Source organism: Siccirubricoccus phaeus (assembly GCF_008360935.1).
In the GTDB taxonomy this organism is placed as follows: Bacteria; Pseudomonadota; Alphaproteobacteria; order Acetobacterales; family Acetobacteraceae; genus Siccirubricoccus; species Siccirubricoccus phaeus.
On record NZ_SRXO01000031.1, the window covers coordinates 1 to 17,139 of the forward strand.

The 17,139-nt window shown below is 70.5% G+C and carries 17 protein-coding genes and 1 pseudogene; 9 read left to right on the plus strand and 9 right to left on the minus strand.

The features are described 5' to 3' along the window. The 5 genes and pseudogenes from E5N76_RS29900 to E5N76_RS27145 all read left to right on the plus strand — a co-directional run. Positions 1-519, plus strand: a pseudogene (locus E5N76_RS29900) (hypothetical protein); the annotation flags it as partial. A gap of 183 nt (positions 520-702) precedes the next feature. Beyond that, positions 703-1,896 carry an acyl-CoA dehydrogenase gene (locus tag E5N76_RS27130; protein WP_149541110.1) on the plus strand — a complete coding sequence of 398 codons (1,194 nt, stop codon included), beginning with the start codon at positions 703-705 and terminating at the stop codon, positions 1,894-1,896. A 53-nt stretch (positions 1,897-1,949) separates the two neighbouring features. Then, positions 1,950-2,324 (plus strand): DUF2721 domain-containing protein, encoded by a 375-nt coding sequence (locus E5N76_RS27135; RefSeq protein WP_187830441.1) that lies wholly within the window; start codon positions 1,950-1,952, stop codon positions 2,322-2,324. Next, positions 2,314-3,600, plus strand: a complete 1,287-nt coding sequence (locus E5N76_RS27140) for a class I SAM-dependent RNA methyltransferase (protein WP_149541112.1) — start codon at positions 2,314-2,316, stop codon at positions 3,598-3,600. Before E5N76_RS27135 ends, E5N76_RS27140 begins: the two co-directional genes overlap by 11 nt. 55 nt (positions 3,601-3,655) lie before the next feature. Continuing rightward, the gene (locus E5N76_RS27145; RefSeq protein ID WP_149541113.1) at positions 3,656-4,636 is read left to right on the plus strand and encodes an MBL fold metallo-hydrolase; all 981 of its coding nucleotides are present in this window, start codon (positions 3,656-3,658) and stop codon (positions 4,634-4,636) included. A 185-nt stretch (positions 4,637-4,821) separates the two neighbouring features. Here the strand turns inward: E5N76_RS27145 and E5N76_RS27150 are convergent, their stop codons facing one another. From E5N76_RS27150 to E5N76_RS27190, 9 genes are all read right to left on the minus strand, one after another. Next, the gene (locus tag E5N76_RS27150) at positions 4,822-5,430 is read right to left on the minus strand and encodes an acyloxyacyl hydrolase (protein WP_149541114.1); all 609 of its coding nucleotides are present in this window, start codon (positions 5,428-5,430) and stop codon (positions 4,822-4,824) included. 80 nt (positions 5,431-5,510) lie between these two features. Next, positions 5,511-5,879 (minus strand): HesB/IscA family protein, encoded by a 369-nt coding sequence (locus tag E5N76_RS27155; RefSeq protein WP_187830442.1) that lies wholly within the window; start codon positions 5,877-5,879, stop codon positions 5,511-5,513. Positions 5,880-5,889: 10 nt separating this feature from the next. Next, the gene (locus E5N76_RS27160; RefSeq protein WP_149541116.1) at positions 5,890-6,270 is read right to left on the minus strand and encodes an SUF system Fe-S cluster assembly protein; all 381 of its coding nucleotides are present in this window, start codon (positions 6,268-6,270) and stop codon (positions 5,890-5,892) included. Beyond that, positions 6,263-6,727, minus strand: a complete 465-nt coding sequence (gene sufU / locus E5N76_RS27165) for a Fe-S cluster assembly sulfur transfer protein SufU (protein ID WP_149541117.1) — start codon at positions 6,725-6,727, stop codon at positions 6,263-6,265. Before sufU ends, E5N76_RS27160 begins: the two co-directional genes overlap by 8 nt. A gap of 61 nt (positions 6,728-6,788) precedes the next feature. Next, positions 6,789-8,015, minus strand: coding sequence for an aminotransferase class V-fold PLP-dependent enzyme (locus E5N76_RS27170; RefSeq protein WP_235907921.1), 1,227 nt, complete (start codon positions 8,013-8,015; stop codon positions 6,789-6,791). Continuing rightward, positions 8,012-9,298: a Fe-S cluster assembly protein SufD gene (gene sufD / locus E5N76_RS30835; protein ID WP_149541119.1), complete on the minus strand. Its 1,287-nt coding sequence runs from the start codon at positions 9,296-9,298 to the stop codon at positions 8,012-8,014. Before sufD ends, E5N76_RS27170 begins: the two co-directional genes overlap by 4 nt. Further along, positions 9,295-10,038 (minus strand): Fe-S cluster assembly ATPase SufC, encoded by a 744-nt coding sequence (gene sufC / locus E5N76_RS27180; protein WP_149541120.1) that lies wholly within the window; start codon positions 10,036-10,038, stop codon positions 9,295-9,297. The genes sufD and sufC overlap by 4 nt, the downstream gene beginning before the upstream one ends. Positions 10,039-10,109: 71 nt before the next feature. Continuing rightward, on the minus strand, positions 10,110-11,609 hold the full coding sequence (gene sufB / locus E5N76_RS27185; RefSeq protein WP_149541121.1) for a Fe-S cluster assembly protein SufB: 1,500 nt from the start codon (positions 11,607-11,609) through the stop codon (positions 10,110-10,112). A 7-nt stretch (positions 11,610-11,616) separates the two neighbouring features. Then, complete coding sequence (locus tag E5N76_RS27190; RefSeq protein WP_149541122.1) at positions 11,617-12,096, minus strand: SUF system Fe-S cluster assembly regulator; 480 nt, start codon at positions 12,094-12,096, stop codon at positions 11,617-11,619. Between the two features lie 229 nt (positions 12,097-12,325). Between E5N76_RS27190 and E5N76_RS27195 the strand changes: the two genes are divergently transcribed. The 4 genes from E5N76_RS27195 to E5N76_RS27210 all read left to right on the plus strand — a co-directional run bounded on the left by E5N76_RS27195 (position 12,326) and on the right by E5N76_RS27210 (position 16,938). Next, on the plus strand, positions 12,326-13,216 hold the full coding sequence (locus tag E5N76_RS27195) for an alpha/beta fold hydrolase (protein ID WP_149541123.1): 891 nt from the start codon (positions 12,326-12,328) through the stop codon (positions 13,214-13,216). Positions 13,217-13,395: 179 nt separating this feature from the next. Next, positions 13,396-14,307 (plus strand): SDR family NAD(P)-dependent oxidoreductase, encoded by a 912-nt coding sequence (locus tag E5N76_RS27200; protein WP_149541124.1) that lies wholly within the window; start codon positions 13,396-13,398, stop codon positions 14,305-14,307. A gap of 164 nt (positions 14,308-14,471) precedes the next feature. Beyond that, positions 14,472-16,535: an acetate--CoA ligase family protein gene (locus E5N76_RS27205; RefSeq protein ID WP_149541125.1), complete on the plus strand. Its 2,064-nt coding sequence runs from the start codon at positions 14,472-14,474 to the stop codon at positions 16,533-16,535. Positions 16,536-16,539: 4 nt separating this feature from the next. Then, positions 16,540-16,938 (plus strand): VOC family protein, encoded by a 399-nt coding sequence (locus tag E5N76_RS27210; RefSeq protein WP_149541126.1) that lies wholly within the window; start codon positions 16,540-16,542, stop codon positions 16,936-16,938. Positions 16,939-17,139: the final 201 nt, after the last annotated feature.

Below are 17,139 nucleotides of genomic sequence, written 5' to 3' on the forward strand. Positions count from 1 at the left end.
CGCCCGCCGCGCGGCCGCGGCGGCCGTGGGCGGGACGCCGCGCGCGGCCGCGGCGGGCGCGACGCGCCGCGCGAGCGCGGTGGGCGGGAGCGGGACCGGGACCGCGGCCGGCCGGAGCGGGGCGAGCGCGACCGCGCCCGCCCGGAGCGCGGCGACCGGCCGGAACGGCCCGAGCGCGCGGACCATGGCGACCGCCCCGAGCGGGGCGACACCCCCGCGCGCGCCGAGCGCCCGGAGCGCGGTGCCCGCGCCGACCGCCCGGACCGCGGCGACCGCCGCGAGCGCGACCGCGCCGCCGCCGCCCCGCGCGAGGATATGGAGCGCGATGCCCGCCCGCCGCGCGAGCGCGACCGCCGGGAGGACCGGCGCGACGACCGCCGCCGCGACCGGGACCGCGACGATCTGGGCCCCAGCGTCCGCGGCTTCGGCGATGCGGTGCCGGCCTTCATGCTGATCCCGATCCCCCGCCCGAAGCGCGACGCCGCGCCGGAGCCGGAGGCCGAAGCCGAGGCCGCCTGAGGCCGCCGCCCTTCCCCGCTTGCGGGGGAGGGTCGGGGTGGGGGCTGCGCCGCGGCGGGAGTCCGCCGGGCGCCGATCCCCTGCCTCATCTTCCTGGAACCTCACCCCCACCCAGCCCTCCCCCGCCAGCGGGGGAGGGTTCATATTCATACTCCTACCCGTCCGTCAGCCGAGGAGATCGCCATGTCCGCCGCCAGCGCCGCGAAGCCGAGCTTCGTCTGGGAAGACCCGCTGCTGCTGGAGGAACAACTGACGGAAGATGAGCGGCTGATCCGCGATTCCGCCCGCGAATTCTGCCAGGGCAAGCTCTTCCCCCGCGTTCAGGAGGCGTTCCGCAAGGAGCATTTCCACCGGGAGATCATGAACGAGTTCGGCGAGATGGGCTTCCTCGGCGCAACGCTGGAGGGCTATGGCTGCGCCGGCGTGTCCTATGTCGCCTACGGGCTGATGGCGCGGGAGGTGGAGCGGGTGGACAGCGGCTACCGCTCCGCCTTCTCCGTGCAGTCCAGCCTGGTCATGTACCCGATCTACGCCTTCGGCTCCGAGGCGCAGAAGGAGAAGTACCTGCCGAAGCTGCGCAGCGGCGAATGGGTCGGCTGCTTCGGCCTGACCGAGCCCGATGCCGGCTCCGACCCCAACTCCATGCGCACCCGCGCGAAGAAGGTGGCGGGCGGCTATCTCCTCTCCGGCTCCAAGACCTGGATCACCAACGCCCCCATCGCCGATGTCGCCGTGGTCTGGGCCAAGGATGATGAGGGCATCCTGCGCGGCTTCGTGCTGGAGCGCGGGATGAAGGGCCTCGCCTTCCCGAAGATCGAGGGCAAGTTCTCGCTGCGCGCCAGCGTCACCGGCATGATCATGATGGACGAGGTCTTCGTCCCGGAAGAGAACCGCCTGCCCGGGGTGAAATCGCTCGCCGGCCCCTTCTCCTGCCTCAACCGCGCCCGCTACGGCATCGCCTGGGGCTCGCTCGGCGCCGCCGAGGATTGCTGGCACCGCGCCCGCGACTACACGCTGAACCGGAAAATGTTCGGCCGGCCGCTCGCCAACACCCAGCTCATCCAGAAGAAGCTCGCCGACATGCAGACCGAGATCACCCTCGGCCTGCACGCCGTGCTGCGCGTCGGCCGGCTGTTCGACGAGCACAAGGCCGCGCCGGAGATGATCTCCCTGGTCAAGCGCAACAATTGCGGCAAGGCGCTGGATATCGCCCGCATGGCGCGGGACATGCACGGCGGCAACGGCATCGTGGACGAGTACCACGTGATCCGCCACGTCATGAACCTGGAGACGGTGAACACCTACGAAGGCACGCATGACGTCCATGCGCTGATCCTCGGCCGGGCCATCACCGGCCTGAACGCCTTCGGGGGCTGACCATCGGCGGCTTCGGCGCCGAGGATGTCGCGGAGATCGAGCGGGCGATCCAATTGGCCATCGCCCCCGCCTTCCTCCTCACCGGCATCTTCAGCCTGCTCAACGTGCTGGCCGGGCGGCTCGGCCGGCTGATCGACCGGGAGAGGGCGATCCGCCAGGGCACCGCCAGGCCCCTGCCGGGGGAGGCGCGGCGCCTGGCCCAGCGCGCCTGGCGCATCCATCGGGCGATCGGCGGCTCGGTGCTGGCGGCGATTCTGCTGTGCGGCCTGATCGTCACCGCCTTTGCCGGCATCTTCCTTGGCCTGCGGGTCGCCTGGCTGCTGGCGGCGCTGCTGGTCGGCGCCATGCTGGCGATGATGGCGGCGCTGGCCCTGTTCCTCGGCGAGGTCCGGCTTGCCGCGCAGCATCTGCCCCTCGATGGCGAGTGAGGTGCTGGAGATCGCGGCCATGGGCGCCGCCGGGGATGGCATCGCCCGCCACGCCGGCGGCACCGTCTTCGTGCCCGGCGCGCTGCCGGGGGAAATCGTGCGGGCGGAAATCGCCGGCCAGCGCGCGAAGCCGGAAGCCTGGCTGCGCGAAAGCCCGGACCGCATCGCCCCGCTTTGCCGACACTTCGGAAGCTGCGGCGGCTGCACGCTGCAGCATTGGGCCGCCGCGCCCTATGCCGCGTGGAAACGGGAGAAGCTGGTGGCGGCGCTGGCAGCCGCCGGCTTCCGCGACGCGCCGGTGGCGGAGCTGGTCCGCGTGCCTGCCGCCAGCCGCCGCCGCGCGGATCTGGCGCTGCGCCGTGCCGCCGGCAGCATCACGCTGGGGCTGCACGCCACCGGCCAGGGCGCGGTGGTGGACCTCGCCGAATGCCATGTGCTGGACCCCCGCCTGGTCGCGCTGTTCGAGCCGCTGCGCGCCCTGCTCCGCCGCCTGCCGGCGCTGAAGCGGGAGGGCTCGGCGGTGCTGAACCTGCTGGATACCGGCCCGGATCTGCTGCTGCGCACCGATGGCGTGCTGGACGCCGCCGGCCGCGCCCTGCTGGCCGGCTTCGCCCAGGCGCATGGCCTGCCCCGCATCGCCTGGGCCCAGGGGAGGGCCCAGGGGAGCGGCCAGGGGAACCGCCCGGCGGAGAATGCCGTGCAGCTCGGCCCCGTCGCACTGCGCTTCGGCAGCGCCAGCGTGGCGCCGCCGCCCGGCGCCTTCCTGCAGGCCAGCCCGGGGGGCGAGGCTGCCATCATCGCCGCCGTGCTGGCCGGGCTGCCGCCGAAGCTGCCGGCCAGGGCGCGCATCGTCGAGCTGCATGCCGGCCTCGGCACGCTGAGCTTCGCCCTCGCCACCCGCGCCCGGGTGGAGGCCTATGAGGGGGCGGCCGAAGCCGTCGCCGCCCTTGCCGCCGCCGCCGGGGCATCCGGCGCCCGCATCCGCGCCACGCGGCGGGATCTGGACCGCCAGCCCCTGGCCCCGGCCGAGCTGCACGGTGTCGCGAGCCTGGTGCTGGACCCGCCCTATGCCGGCGCCGCGGCGCAGATGCCGCTGCTGGCCCGGGCCCGGCCGCCGCGCATCCTCTACGTCTCCTGCAACCCGGCGGCGCTGGCGCGGGACGCCAAGCCCCTGGCCCAGGCCGGCTACCGGGTGGTGGCGGCGACGCCGATCGACCAATTCCCCTGGTCGGCGCATCTGGAAGCGGTGGTGGCCTTCAGCCTCGGAACGACTTGATCCGCGGCGCTTCCACCCCATCCTACAGCCCGACCCGCTCCGGGGAGAGAAAGCCATGTCGAGCATCGCCAGCCGCCGTCTGATCCTCGGGGGGGCCGCCGCGGCGCTGGCCGCCCCTGCCCTGCTGCCGGCCGCCCCCGCCGGCGCGCAAGCCGCCGCCGCCCCGGCCCAGGCGCCGGGCTTCTACCGCTTCAAGGTCGGCGGCTTCACCGTCACCATGGTGCATGACGGCTTCGCCACGCGGCCGGTGGAGAATTTCGTCCGCAACGCGTCCCTGGCGGAGGTGCAGGCCGTGCTGGCGGACAGCTTCCTGCCGACCGACAGCTACCGCATCCCCTTCACGATCACCTTCGTCGAGACGCCGAACGCCTTCGTCATCTTCGATACCGGCAATGGGGTGACGCCGGCCGGCGCGACGGCCGGGCGGATGATCGAGAACATGCGTGCCGCCGGCATCGACCCTGCGCGCATCACCCATGTGGTCCAGAGCCATTTCCATGGCGACCACATCAACGGGCTGCTGACCGGCAGCGGCGCCCCCGCCTTCCCCAATGCGGAAATCGTGGTGCCCGCCACCGAATGGGCCTGGTGGACGGACAGCGGCAACGAGACCCGCAGCCCGGAAGGCCAGCGCGGGAACTTCGCCAATGCCGCCCGGCGCTTCGCCCCCTACCAGGGCAAGATCCGGCAGATCGCGGACGGGGCGGAGGCGGTGCCGGGCATCCGCGCCATCGCCGCCTATGGCCATACGCCGGGACACACCATGTACCGGATTGCGGATGGCGCGGCGCAGGCGATCTTCGTGGCGGACATCACCAACCGGCCGGAGCTCGGCTTCCCGCGGCCGGATTTCCATATCGTCTTCGACTTCGACCCGGCGATGGCGGAGGCGAGCCGGCGGCGGGTGCTGGACATGGCGGCGACGGACCGTATCCGCATCACCGGCTACCATTTCCCGTTTCCGGCGAATGGCTATGTGGCGAAGCAGGGCAGCGGCTACCGCTTCGTGCCCGCCGATTGGTCGAGCGCCGTCTGACTTGCGGGAGGGCTCTGCCCTCCCGCGAACTCCCACCCGCAAAGGGCCGAAGGGTCCTTTGCATCCTTGAGTTTGGCGTCTCGACCGTCGCGCCTAAGACTCATGGTTTCCAAAGGCCCTTTCGGCCTTTGGCGGATCGGACGCACTGCGTCCGATGCCCGGGGGAGGCAGAGCCTCCCTCGGAGTCACAGCCCGAAGCCGATCCGCAAGCCGAGGCTGTTCAGCCCTTCATTCGCCCGCGCGCTGCCGGCATTGCTCTCATGGTCGAGGAAGAGCGAGACCGACCAGCGCGGGTCGATCTGGTAGCCGATCTCGCCGCCGACGCGGAACAGCAGGTTCCCGCCCAGGCTCTTCCGGTCCGGCTCATTCGTCACATGCTTGCCGTTATTCAGCGAGCCGCCGAAGAAGAAGTCGAAGCGGATGCCGTCGCCGCGCCGGAACACGTCCCGCGCCAGCATCGTGGTCCAGGTCAGGCCGGCATAGCCGTAGCTGGTATAGCCCTCGGTATTTGCCGCGAAGCCGAGATGCACCCGCGGCTGGAACACCCAGCGATAGAGCGGCGGCATGTCCGTGGTGAGCCGTGCCGGCACCGGGCTGGCGAAGAGCACCTCCCCCAGCACATTGGCGCCGCGCTCCTTGGCACCGATATCATGCCAGGCGCCGCCCAGCCGCACCTCGCTGAAGATCCCCGCCAGGCCCTCGCCCGCATGGATCCGCGGCAACCCTTCCTCCGCCCGGGCGGCCACCGGCGCCAGCGCCGCCGCCAGAACCACGCCCCAAACCCCACAGCGCACCGCGGCCCCTCCGAATTTCTCTCAGAGAGATTATTGGGGGCGGCGCGCGATTTCGCCAGGGGCTGGCGTGCGGCCCGGCCTCAGACGTGGAAGCTCTCGCCGCAGCCGCAGCGGCCCTTTTCGTTGGGGTTGGTGAAGGTGAAGCCGGCGGACATCGCCTTCACCTCATAATCCATCACCGTACCGATGAGGAACAGGCTGGCCTTGCGGTCCACCAGCACCGTCACCCCCTTGTCGGTCACCTTCTCATCCGTTGGCTCGGCGGCCGCCACCCAGGTGAGGTCGTAGGCCAGGCCGGAACAGCCCTTGGTCTTCACCCCGATGCGCAGCAGCTTGCCCGCTTCGCCCTGCGCGTAAAGGCCGCGCAGCCGCTCGGCGGCGGCCTCCGTCAGGGACATCAGCGGCGGCAGGGCGCGGCGGGCGCGGGGCGGGGCGGTGGTCGTGCTCATCTCCGGCACCTCAATACATGTTCAGGGCGAGGCGGGCATCCTCGCTCATCCGCGTCTGGTCCCAGGGCGGGTCCCAGACCACCTCGACCTCGACATCGGTGACGCCGGGGACCAGGCGGACGCTCTCCTCCACCTGCCCCGGCAGCTCCTGCGCCGAGGGGCAGGACGGTGTGGTGAGGGTCATCTCCACCTTCACCTTGCCGTCATCCGCGATCTCGACGGCGTAGATCAGGCCGAGCTCATAGATATCGACCGGGATCTCCGGGTCGAACACCGTCTTCAGGACGGCAATCACCGCCTCCTCGCTGACACGGGGCGTGGGCGGCGGGGTCTCGCCCTCCGGCGTCCAGGCGCCATGGGTCGGCGTGGCGGTGCTGGCCTCGTCACTCACTGCTCGCCTCCTTCGCGCCGTCCAGGGCGGCGTTCAGCGTGTGCCAGGCCAGGGTGGCGCATTTCACGCGGGAGGGGAATTCATGCACGCCGGAGAGGGGCTGCAACCGCTCCATCTCCTCCTCCAGCGCCGCCTGGCAGTGCGGGCAGGTGCCGGTCATCGCCAGTTCCCGGAAGCTGTCGGAGAGGGCATGCGCCTCCGCCGCCGTCTTGCCCTTCACCGTCTCCGTCAGCAGGGAGGCGCTGGCGGTGGAGATGGCGCAGCCACGGCCCTGGAAGGCGGCGTCGGCGATGCGGCCATCCGGCGCCAGCTTGAGGAACAGCTCCAGCCGGTCGCCGCACATCGGGTTGTCGCCGCGGGCGCTGCGGTCGGCATCCTCCAGCCGGCGGAAATTCCGCGGCTTGCGGCCATGGTCCAGGATCACTTCCTGATAAAGGTCGCGCAGATCGTCGAACATCACTAGGTCTCCGACGGCCGATGCACGGCGCCGGGCCATGCGGCCTTCTGCCGATCGGACGTCATGCGAAGAACTCCCGCGCCTTGGTCAGCGCCTCGGCCAGGTAATCCACCTCCGCCTCCGTGGTGTAGAGGCCGAAGCTGGCCCGGACCGTGCCGCCTTCCACCCCAAATCGGGTGTGCAGCGGCTCCGCGCAATGCCGGCCGGCGCGCACCGCGATGCCGGCGCGGTCCAGCAATGTCGCCAGGTCATGGGCATGGGCGTAGTCGGTGGCCATGGCGAAGACGCCGCCGCGATCCTGCGCCCGGCCGAGCAGGGTGACGCCCTCGATATCCGTCAGCCGGCGCATGGCGCGGTCCACCAGGTGCCGCTCATGCGCCTCGATCGCTTCCATGCCGATCGCCGTGACGTAGTCGATGGCGGCATGCAGCCCGACGGCTTCGACGATGGGCGGCGTCCCCGCCTCGAATTTCGCCGGCGGCGGGGCCCATTCGCTGCGCTCCAGCGTGACGGAGGAAATCATGTCGCCGCCGCCGAGGAAGGGCGGCATACGCTCCAGATGCTCCAGCTTCGCCGCCAGCACGCCGATGCCGGTGGGGCCGTAGAGCTTGTGGCCGGTGAAGACGTAGAAATCCGCATCCAGCGCCTGGAGGTCCACCCGCCGGTGCACCGCCGCCTGGCTGCCATCGAACAGCACCTTGGCGCCGGCCGCATGCGCCATGCGGGCGATGCGCTCCGCCGGCGCGACGGTGCCGAGCACGTTCGACATATGCGCGATGGCGACCAGCCCGACCTTGCCGTCTTCCAGCTTGGCGGCGAGGTCCTCGAGATCGATCTCGCCGCTGTCGGTCACCCGCACCACCCGCAGCTCGACGCCCTTGTCTTCCTTCAGCAGGTGCCAGGGGACGATGTTGGCGTGGTGCTCCAGCTCGCTGAACAGCACCGCCTGGCCCGGACGCAGCATATGGCGGCCCCAGCTATGGGCGACGAGGTTGATCGCTTCCGTGCTGTTCTTGGCGAAGACGATGCCGCGCGGGTCGGGCGCGTTCAGGAAGCGGGCGGTGGCGAGGCGTGCCGCCTCATAGGCCTCGGTCGCCGCCTCGGAGAGGAAATAGGCGCCGCGATGGACGTTTGCGTAGCGTTCCTCCATGCAGCGGACCATGGCGTCGATGACGGCGCGCGGCTTCTGGGCGCTGGCGCCGCTGTCCAGGAACACCAGGTCCTTGCCACGGATCTTCTGCGACAGGATGGGGAAGTCGCGCCTTACGCGCTCCACATCGAAGCTCACGCCGCCTTCTCCCACCAGCCGGCCACTGCCGCCTGCAGCGCGTCCCGCGCCACCGGATCCTGCACGCCCTCCACCGCCTCGGTCAGGAAGGCCTCCACCAGCATCGCGCGCGCCTTCGCTTCGGGAATGCCGCGGGCGCGCAGGTAGAAGAGCTGGTCGGCATCGATCTCGCCCACCGTCGCGCCATGGCTGCACTTCACGTCGTCGGCGTAGATTTCAAGCTGCGGCTTGCTGTCGATCTCGGCTTCCGGCGAGAGCAGCAGCGCCTGGTTCATCTGGTAGCCATCGGTGCGCTGCGCCACCTGGTGGACATGGATCTTGCCCTGGAAGACGCCGCGGGACCGGCCGGACAGCACGGTCTTGTAGGTCTGCCGGCTGGCGCAATCGGGCGCCGCATGGTCCAGCACCGTGGTGGTATCGGCATGCTGGCCGTCGCGGAGGAGCTGCGCGCCGTTCATGTGGCAGGCGGCCTTGGGGCCCTCCAGCACCACATGGATTTCGTTGCGCACCAGCTTGCCGCCGGCATTCAGGGTGAAATTGTCGTAGGTGGCGCCGGAAGCCACGCGGGCATAGGCGGTGCCGAGCTGGAAGGCAGCGAGGCCCTCCTGCTGCAGCCGCGCATGGGTCAGCGTCGCGCCCTCCGCCAGCTCGATCTCATAGACCGGGTTGTGCAGGTAGCGCGCCTTGGCCGGGCCGGTGGCGGTCTCGATCAAGGTCAGGCTGGCGCCCGCCTCCAGCCGGATCAGGTGGCGCGGGTGGAAGGCGGCCGGGCGCTCGCCGGCGGAGGCGAAGCTCAGCAGTTCCAGCACCCCGCCTGCCACGCCGGCCGGCACCGTCACCACGAGCCCATCCTCGAAGAGGGCGGTGTTCAGGGCGACCAGCGCCGCCTCCGCCGGCCGCGCCAGGGCGCCGAGGCGGGCTTCCAGCGCCGGCAGGGCGGCGGCGAGGCTGGCGGCGGCGAAGGGCGCTTCCTCCAGCGTCGAGAGATCCTCGCGGAAGCGGCCATCCTGGAAGACGGCGCGGTACGGGCCGCGCGGCGCCGGCAGCGCCGGGTCATCGTCGATCGCGCTCAGCGGCTCCTCGAAGCCGGCCTCCGCCACCAGCCGCAGATCGGTGTATTTCCAGGCCTCCGCCCGGCGAGTGGGGAAGCCCTGAATACGGAAGGCCTCGGCCGCCGCCTCGCGCAGGGCCCGCAGCCAGGGCAGGCGGGCGCCGGGCAGGCGCTGCCGCAACCCGTCGAAGCGGTGCAGGAAGCCTTCGACGCCGGCGGGAATCGCGCTCATGCCGCCTTCACCGACGCATAGCCGCTGGCCTCGAGCTGCTTCGCCAGCTCCGGCCCGCCGGATTGCACGATGCGGCCGCCCATCAGCACATGCACCCGGTCCGGCACGATATAGTCCAGCAGCCGCTGGTAATGGGTGATGACCAGGGCGGAGAAATCCGGCGCCCGCAGCGCATTCACGCCATCGGCGACGATCTTCAGCGCATCGATGTCGAGGCCGCTATCGGTCTCGTCGAGGATCGCCAGCCGCGGGCGCAGCAGCGCCATCTGCAGCACCTCGTTGCGCTTCTTCTCGCCGCCGGAGAAGCCGACATTGACGCCGCGCTTCAGCATGTCCTCCGGCATGGAGAGCGCCTTCATCCGCTCCCGCGCCAGCTTGAGGAATTGCATGGCGTCCAGCTCCGCCTCGCCGCGGTGGCGGCGCAGCGCGTTCAGCGCGGTGCGCAGGAACAGGGCGTTGCCTACCCCCGGCAGCTCCACCGGGTACTGGAAGGCGAGGAAAAGGCCGGCGGCGGCCCGTTCCTCCGGCTCCAGCGCCAGCAGGTCGATGCCGTCGAAGGTGACGGAGCCGCCGGTGATCTCATAGCCCTCCCGCCCCGAGAGGACGTAGGAGAGGGTGGATTTGCCGGAGCCGTTCGGGCCCATGATGGCGTGGATCTCGCCGGCGGGCAGTTCCAGGTCGATCCCCTGCAGGATCGGCTTGCCCTCGACCTCGGCGGTCAGTCCTTCGATCTTCAGCATCTATCTTTCCTTCGGAAGCGCGGCCGATTCAGACTTCCGCGCCATTCGGCGCTCCAGCCATCGGACGCGACCTAACCCACCGAGCCTTCGAGGCTGATCTGCAGCAGCTTCTGCGCTTCCACCGCGAATTCCATCGGCAGCTCCTTCAGCACCTCGCGGCAGAAGCCGTTGACGATGAGGCCGACCGCGTCCTCCTCGGAAAGGCCACGCTGGCGGCAGTAGAAGAGCTGGTCCTCGGCGATGCGGCTGGTGGTCGCCTCATGCTCCACCTTCGCCGTCATGCAGCGATTCTCGATATAGGGCACGGTGTGCGCGCCGCAGCGGTCGCCGATCAGCAGGCTGTCGCACTGGGTGAAGTTGCGCGCCGCGCTCGCCGTCGGCGCCACCCGCACCAGGCCGCGATAGGTGTTCTGCCCCTGCCCGGCGGAGATGCCCTTGGAGATGATGGTGGAGCTGGTCCGCTTGCCGACATGGATCATCTTGGTGCCGGTGTCGGCCTGCTGGTGGTTGTTGGTGATCGCCACCGAATAGAACTCGCCCACCGAGTCATCGCCGAGCAGCACGCAGGACGGGTATTTCCAGGTGATGGCGGAGCCGGTCTCCACCTGGGTCCAGCTCACCTTGCTCCGCCTGCCGCGGCACTGGGCGCGCTTGGTGACGAAGTTGTAGATGCCGCCGCGGCCTTCCGCGTCGCCCGGATACCAATTCTGCACCGTGCTGTACTTGATGGTCGCATCGTCCAGCGCCACCAGCTCCACCACCGCGGCGTGAAGCTGGTTCTCGTCCCGCATCGGCGCGGTGCAGCCCTCCAGATAGCTGACCGTGCTGCCCTCATCGGCGATGATCAGCGTCCGCTCGAACTGGCCGGTGCTCTTCGCATTGATGCGGAAATAGGTGGAGAGCTCCATCGGGCAGCGCACCCCCTTCGGGATGTAGACGAAGCTGCCATCGGTGAAGACCGCGCTGTTCAGCGCGGCGTAGAAATTGTCGCCCTGCGGCACCACCGTGCCGAGATACTGCCGCACCAGCTCCGGATGGGTCTGCACCGCCTCGGAGATCGAGCAGAAGACGATGCCCTCCTTCTCCAGCCTTGCCTTGAAGGTGGTGGCGACGGAGACGCTGTCGAACACCGCATCCACGGCGACCGGCAGGCGCCCGGCATCGGCCGGGGCCTCGCCGGCACCCTCGACGCCGGCCAGGATCGCCTGTTCCTTCAGCGGGATGCCGAGCTTCTCATAGGTGCGCAGCAGCTCCGGATCGACCTCCTCCAGGCTCTTCGGCTTCGCCTTCTGCACCGGCGCCGCATAGTAATAGGCATCCTGGTAGTCGATCGCCGGGTACTTCACCGCGGACCAGCGCGGCTCCGCCATCTTCTGCCAGAGCGCATAGGCCTTCAGCCGCCATTCCAGCAGCCATTCCGGCTCGTTCTTCTTTTTCGAGATGAAGCGGACGATCTCCTCGCTCAGCCCTTTGGGGGCGAATTCCATCTCGATATCCGTCTCGAAGCCCCACTTATAGGTGCCCTCAGTGACGGACTGGACAGTCTCGATGGTCTCGGTGACAGCGGGCATGCTGGTCCTATTCGGCAAGGAGAACGGCTTCGGGGGCGGCCGAGGGGCCGGCGGCAGGCAGGCGGCGGGGCAGCGGCCCCGCGAGATCGGCCAGGGTGATGCCGGAGAGCGCGTCGCGGATGGCCTGGTTCACCGGGTCCCAGCGGCCGCGGACGGGGCAGATGCCTTCCGCCTCGCAGCCGCCGCTGCCGCCATCGACGCAGGCGGTCAGCGCGATCGGGCCATCCACCGCGACGATGACCTCGGAGAGCGGCACCTCGCGCAGCGTCCGGGTCAGCCGGTAGCCGCCGCGGGCGCCGCGCAGCCCCTCCACCAGCCCGGCCTGGCCGAGCAGCTTCAGCACCTTGGCGACGGTCGGCTCGGCAACGCCGGTGGTGACGGCGAGGCCCGGGGCGGTCTGCACCTGGCCCTCCGGCCCGGCGCCGTCCCGCGCCAGCCCGGCCATGACGACCACGGCATAATCGGTGAGTTTCGACAGCCTCAGCACGGCCCTGCCCTTTTCATGCAGCCCAAATAGGACCAAACGGGTCCGCTTTGAAGGGGGGAGCCATGCGGTTGTTGCCTGCCAGGGTCGCGGCTAGCCTCCGGCGCGGCCAGTGCCCTGCCCCTGAAGGTCCCTGGGCCGTGTCCAGGACCGGGAAGGGATCGGCAGCACTGCAAGGCGAAATTCCATGTCCCGGCCGCGCCTGCGAGGCTGGGACAGCAGAGGGACCGACATGCCGAGCATCACCACCGAGGATGGCGTCGAGCTGGCCTATGAGGAGGCGGGGAGCGGCATTCCGTTGCTCTTCGTCCATGAATTCGCCGGCGACATGCGGAGCTGGGAGCCGCAGCTGCGGTTCTTCGCCCGGCGCTACCGCTGCATCGCCTTCAACGCCCGGGGCTATCCGCCGAGCGGGGTGCCGCATGACCAGGCCGCCTATTCCCAGGATCGGGCAACCGACGACATCGCCGCGGTCATCAAGGCGCTGGGCCTGGCGCCGGCGCATGTGGTGGGGCTTTCCATGGGCGCCTTCGCCACGCTGCATCTCGGCCTGCGCTACCCGCATCTGGCCCGCAGCCTGACCGCCGCCGGGGTCGGCTACGGCGCGCAGCCGGGCAAGCGGGACCAGTTCCGCGGGGAGGTGAATGCCACGGCGGACAAGATCGCCGAGGAGGGGATGTGGAAGATGTCCCGGGTCTATGGCAGCGGCCCGACAAGGCTGGTCTTCGAGGAGAAGGACCCCCGGGGCTACGCCGAATTCCTCTCCCAGCTTTCGGAGCACGATACCGACGGCGCCGTGCTGACGATGCGCGGGGTGCAGCGGGAACGGCCGAGCTTGTTCGAGCTGGAGGCCGAATTCCGCAAGCTGAAGCTGCCCACCTTCATCGTCTGTGGCGATGAGGACGACCCGACGCTGGAGCCGGGCCTCTTCCTCAAGCGCACCATCTCGACCTCCTCGCTCCTCGTCATGCCGCGCTGCGGCCATACGATGAATATCGAGGATCCGGACGCCTTCAACCGCGCCGTGCTGGACTTCATCACCTGGGTCGACGCCGGCCGCTGGTGGGAACGCAACCCGGCGACGCTCGCTGGCGGCATCATCGCCGGGACGGCGAAGGGCTGATGGCGGGGGCGGCTCGGGGCCGCCTTCCCCTGCCCCGGCGGGCAGCTCGCGCCGCCATCCAGCCCCCCGGGGCGGCTCGCGCCGCCCTCCCGCAGGGCCGAAATCGGTGGCGGCTTCACGCCGCCCCCGGCCGGGGCTAAGAATCGTTAGCCACCTATGAGAGAGAGGGGACGCGCCAAATGGGCATGCTGGATGGGAAGGTTGCCGTCGTCACGGGATCCGGCGGCGGCATCGGGCGGGAGATCGCCATCCACATGGCGCTCGCCGGCGCCAAGGTCATCATCAACGATATCGGCGCCTCCCTGAGCGGCGAGGGCCAGTCCGCCACCCCCGCCCAGCAGACCAAGGCCATCATCGAGCAGCGCGGCGGCCAGGCGGAGATCAACACGGACAGCGTCTCCTCCTGGGAGAGCGCGGGCAAGATCGTGCAGTCGGCGCTGGATCATTTCGGCCGCATCGACATCGTCGTGAACAATGCCGGCATTCTCCGGGATCAGATCTTCCACCGGATGACGCCGGAGGAGTGGGATGCCGTCATTGGCGTTCATCTCAACGGCTCCTTCTACGTCTCCCGCCATGCGGCGACGCATTTCCGCAAGCAGGAGAGCGGCGCCTACGTCCACATCACCTCGACCTCCGGCCTGATCGGCAATTTCGGCCAGGCGAATTACTCGGCAGCGAAGCTCGGCATCGCGGCGCTGTCGAAATCCATCGCGCTGGACATGAAGCGGTACAATGTCCGCTCCAACTGCCTGGCGCCCTTCGCCTGGAGCCGCATGACCAGCTCCATCCCGGCCGAGACGCCGGAGCAGAAGGCGCGGGTCGAGAAGATCATGCGCATGGGGCCGGAGAAGAACGCCCCGCTCGCCGTCTTCCTCGCCTCCGACGCGGCGAAGGAGGTGAACGGCCAGATCTTCGGCCCGCGGATGAATGAGCTGTTCCTGTTCAGCCAGAACCGCCCGATCCGTGGCATCCACAGCAGCGAGGGCTGGACGCCGGAGGCGATCGCCGAACACGCGCTGCCGGCGCTGAAGAGCTTCTTCATCCCGCTGGAGCGGTCGGGCGAGGTCTTCTCCTGGGATCCGCTGTAAACTCCCCACGAAGCCGCTACGCGGCTCCGCGGGGGCCCCGGAGTCCCTCCGGGATCAACGCTTCGGCACAGCCTGTCGCGGCCAAGCCGCGACAGGACACCGGGCGGCGTCAGGTGGCCGGCTGCTGGCCAATGGCCTGACCTCGCCCGCTTGAGGCAAGATTCATGAACCGACTCCACCAGGCCCTCTTCCAGCCCCGCCGCATCGCCCTTGTCGGCGCCTCCTCGGACCGCACAAGGCTGACGGCACGGGCGCAGCTCTACCTGCGCAAGCACGGCTTCGCCGGCGACATCCTGCCGGTGCATCCACGCGAGGCGGAGGTGCTGGGGGAGAAGGCCTACCCCTCCGTCACCGACATCCCGGGCGAGGTGGATTTCGCCTATATCCTGCTCGGCACCCAGCATGTCGAAGGCGTGGTGGATGCGGTCGCGGCCAAGGGCATCCCCGCCGCCTGCGTCCTGGCCGATGGCTTCGCGGAAGCCGGGCCGGAGGGCGCCGCGCTGCAATCCCGGCTGCTGGCCACCGCCCGCGCGGCGGGGCTGCGCATCCTCGGCCCCAATTCCATGGGCGTCATCAACCTGAACGACCGCATCGCCTGCTCGGTGAATGCGGCGCTGGAAGCGGAGTCGCTGCCGGCCGGGCGGATTGCGCTGGTCAGCCAGTCCGGCTCGATGATGGGCGCCATCATGTCGCGCGGCGCGGCGCGGGGCATCGGCTTCTCCCATCTGGTCGGCACCGGCAACGAGGCCGACCTGACCGCCGGCGAGGTGGCCAGGCTGCTGGTCGACGATCCGCAGGTGGATGCCATCCTGCTGTTCCTGGAAGCCATCCGCGCGCCGGAGCATTTCGCCGACCTCGCCCGCCGGGCGCATGCGGCGGGGAAGCCGGTCATCGCCTACAAGCTCGGCCGCTCCCCTTACGGGGCGGAGCTTGCCACCTCCCATACCGGCGCCCTCGCTGGCTCGGATGCCGCGGCGGAGGCGTTCTTCCGCGCCCATGGCATTGCCCGCGTCACCACGCTGGAGGGGCTGCTGGAGCTGCCGGCCCTGCTCATCGGCCGCACCCCGCCGGCGAAGCCGCACCGCGCCGTGGGCGTGATGACGACGACGGGCGGCGGCGGCGCCATGGCGGTGGATTGCCTCGGCGTCGCCGGCATCGAGGCCCGCGCGCCCGACGCGGCCGCTGGCGCCGCGCTGGATGCCGCCGGCTTCGCGCATCATGGCCGCCTGCTGGACGTGACCCTGGCCGGCACCAAGCCGGACCGGGTGGCGGCGGCGCTGAACGCCCTGCAACAGGCGGGCGATACCGACCTGGCGCTTTCCGTCATCGGCTCCTCGGCCCAGTTCCGGCCGCAGGATTCGGTGGCCGGCATCCTCCGCGCCCGCGAAGCCGGCCATGCCAAGCCGCTCGCCGCCTTCCTGGTGCCGCAGGCGGAACAGTCCCTGCGGCTGCTGGCGGAGGCCGGCATCCCCGCCTTCCGCACCCCGGAATCCGCCGCCGACTGCATCCGCGCCTGGTGCGACTGGCGCGCCCCCCGCGCCGAGGCGCCGCCCCCCGCCACGCCGCACCCCCTGCCCGCCCGGCCGGACGAGGCGGAGGCCCGTCGTCTCTTCGCCGCCCTCGGCCTGGACTCCCCCTTCGCCGTGATGCCCAGCGCGGAGGCCGTGCCGGCGGGGATCACCTACCCGGTCGCGCTGAAAATCCTCTCCCCCGACCTCGCCCATAAGACGGAGGTGGGCGGCGTGAAGCTCGGCATCCCGGATGCCGCCACGCTGCGCGCCGAAGCCGCCGCCATGCAGGCCCGCGTCGCCGAACGCGCGCCCCAAGCCACCCTCGCCGGCTTCCTCGTCCAGCCCATGGCCAAGGGTCTCGGCGAGGCCATCCTCGGCTTCCGCCGGGACCCGGAGGTGGGGCCGGTGGTGCTGCTCGGCACCGGCGGCGTGGCGGCGGAGCTGTTCCGCGACGTCACCCTTCGCCTTGCCCCCGTCACCGAGGACGAAGCCCGGGAGATGATCGCCGAGGTGAAGGGGCTGCAACTCCTGGCCGGCTGGCGCGGTTTGCCCCGTGGCGACCTCCCGGCCCTGGCGCGCGCCGTCGTTGCGGTGTCACGTCTGGCGGCGCGGGAGGATATCGCCGAGGCCGAGATCAACCCCTTGATGGTCCATGGCGAAGGCCAGGGTGTGACCGTGGCCGATGCCTGGATCGTCCCCCGGGTCGTACGGAGATGACGCCATGCCCTCCACCATCATTCCCTGCCTGCGCTACCGCGATGCATCGGCGGCGATCGACTGGCTGAAGCGCGCCTTCGGCTTCGCCGAGCATGTCGTCTACAAGGACGACCAAGGGGTCATCGTCCATGCCGAGCTGGTCTTCGGCGACGGCATGATGATGCTGGGGACGATGCGGGAGGACAGCTTCGCCGCGCTGCAGGGCGTGCCGGAAGGCCGGGTGACCCAGAGCCCCTACGTCACCGTGCCCGACCCCGATGCCCACCATGACCGCGCCGTGGCGGCCGGGGCGGAGGTGGTGATGCCGCTGAAGACCGAGCCCCATGGCCGCGGCTATTCCTGCCGCGATCCGGAGGGGCATGTCTGGAATTTCGGCGATTACGACCCCTGGGCGGCTCGGTAGCGCCCTGCCCGCTGCGTTCGCCGGATTTCCAACCGACGGGGCGGGCAGGCAGGCCGCTGAAGGCAAGGCCCCGTTCCGATACCGAAGCCCGGCGGAGTCGCCGGATGATCCGGAAGAGGCGGCCAGACAGAATGCCGGGGCGGCTTCGCTGCGCGCGGGCGGGGTAAAGCCGCTCCGGGCGGCCGTGCCGGCGCCGCGGCA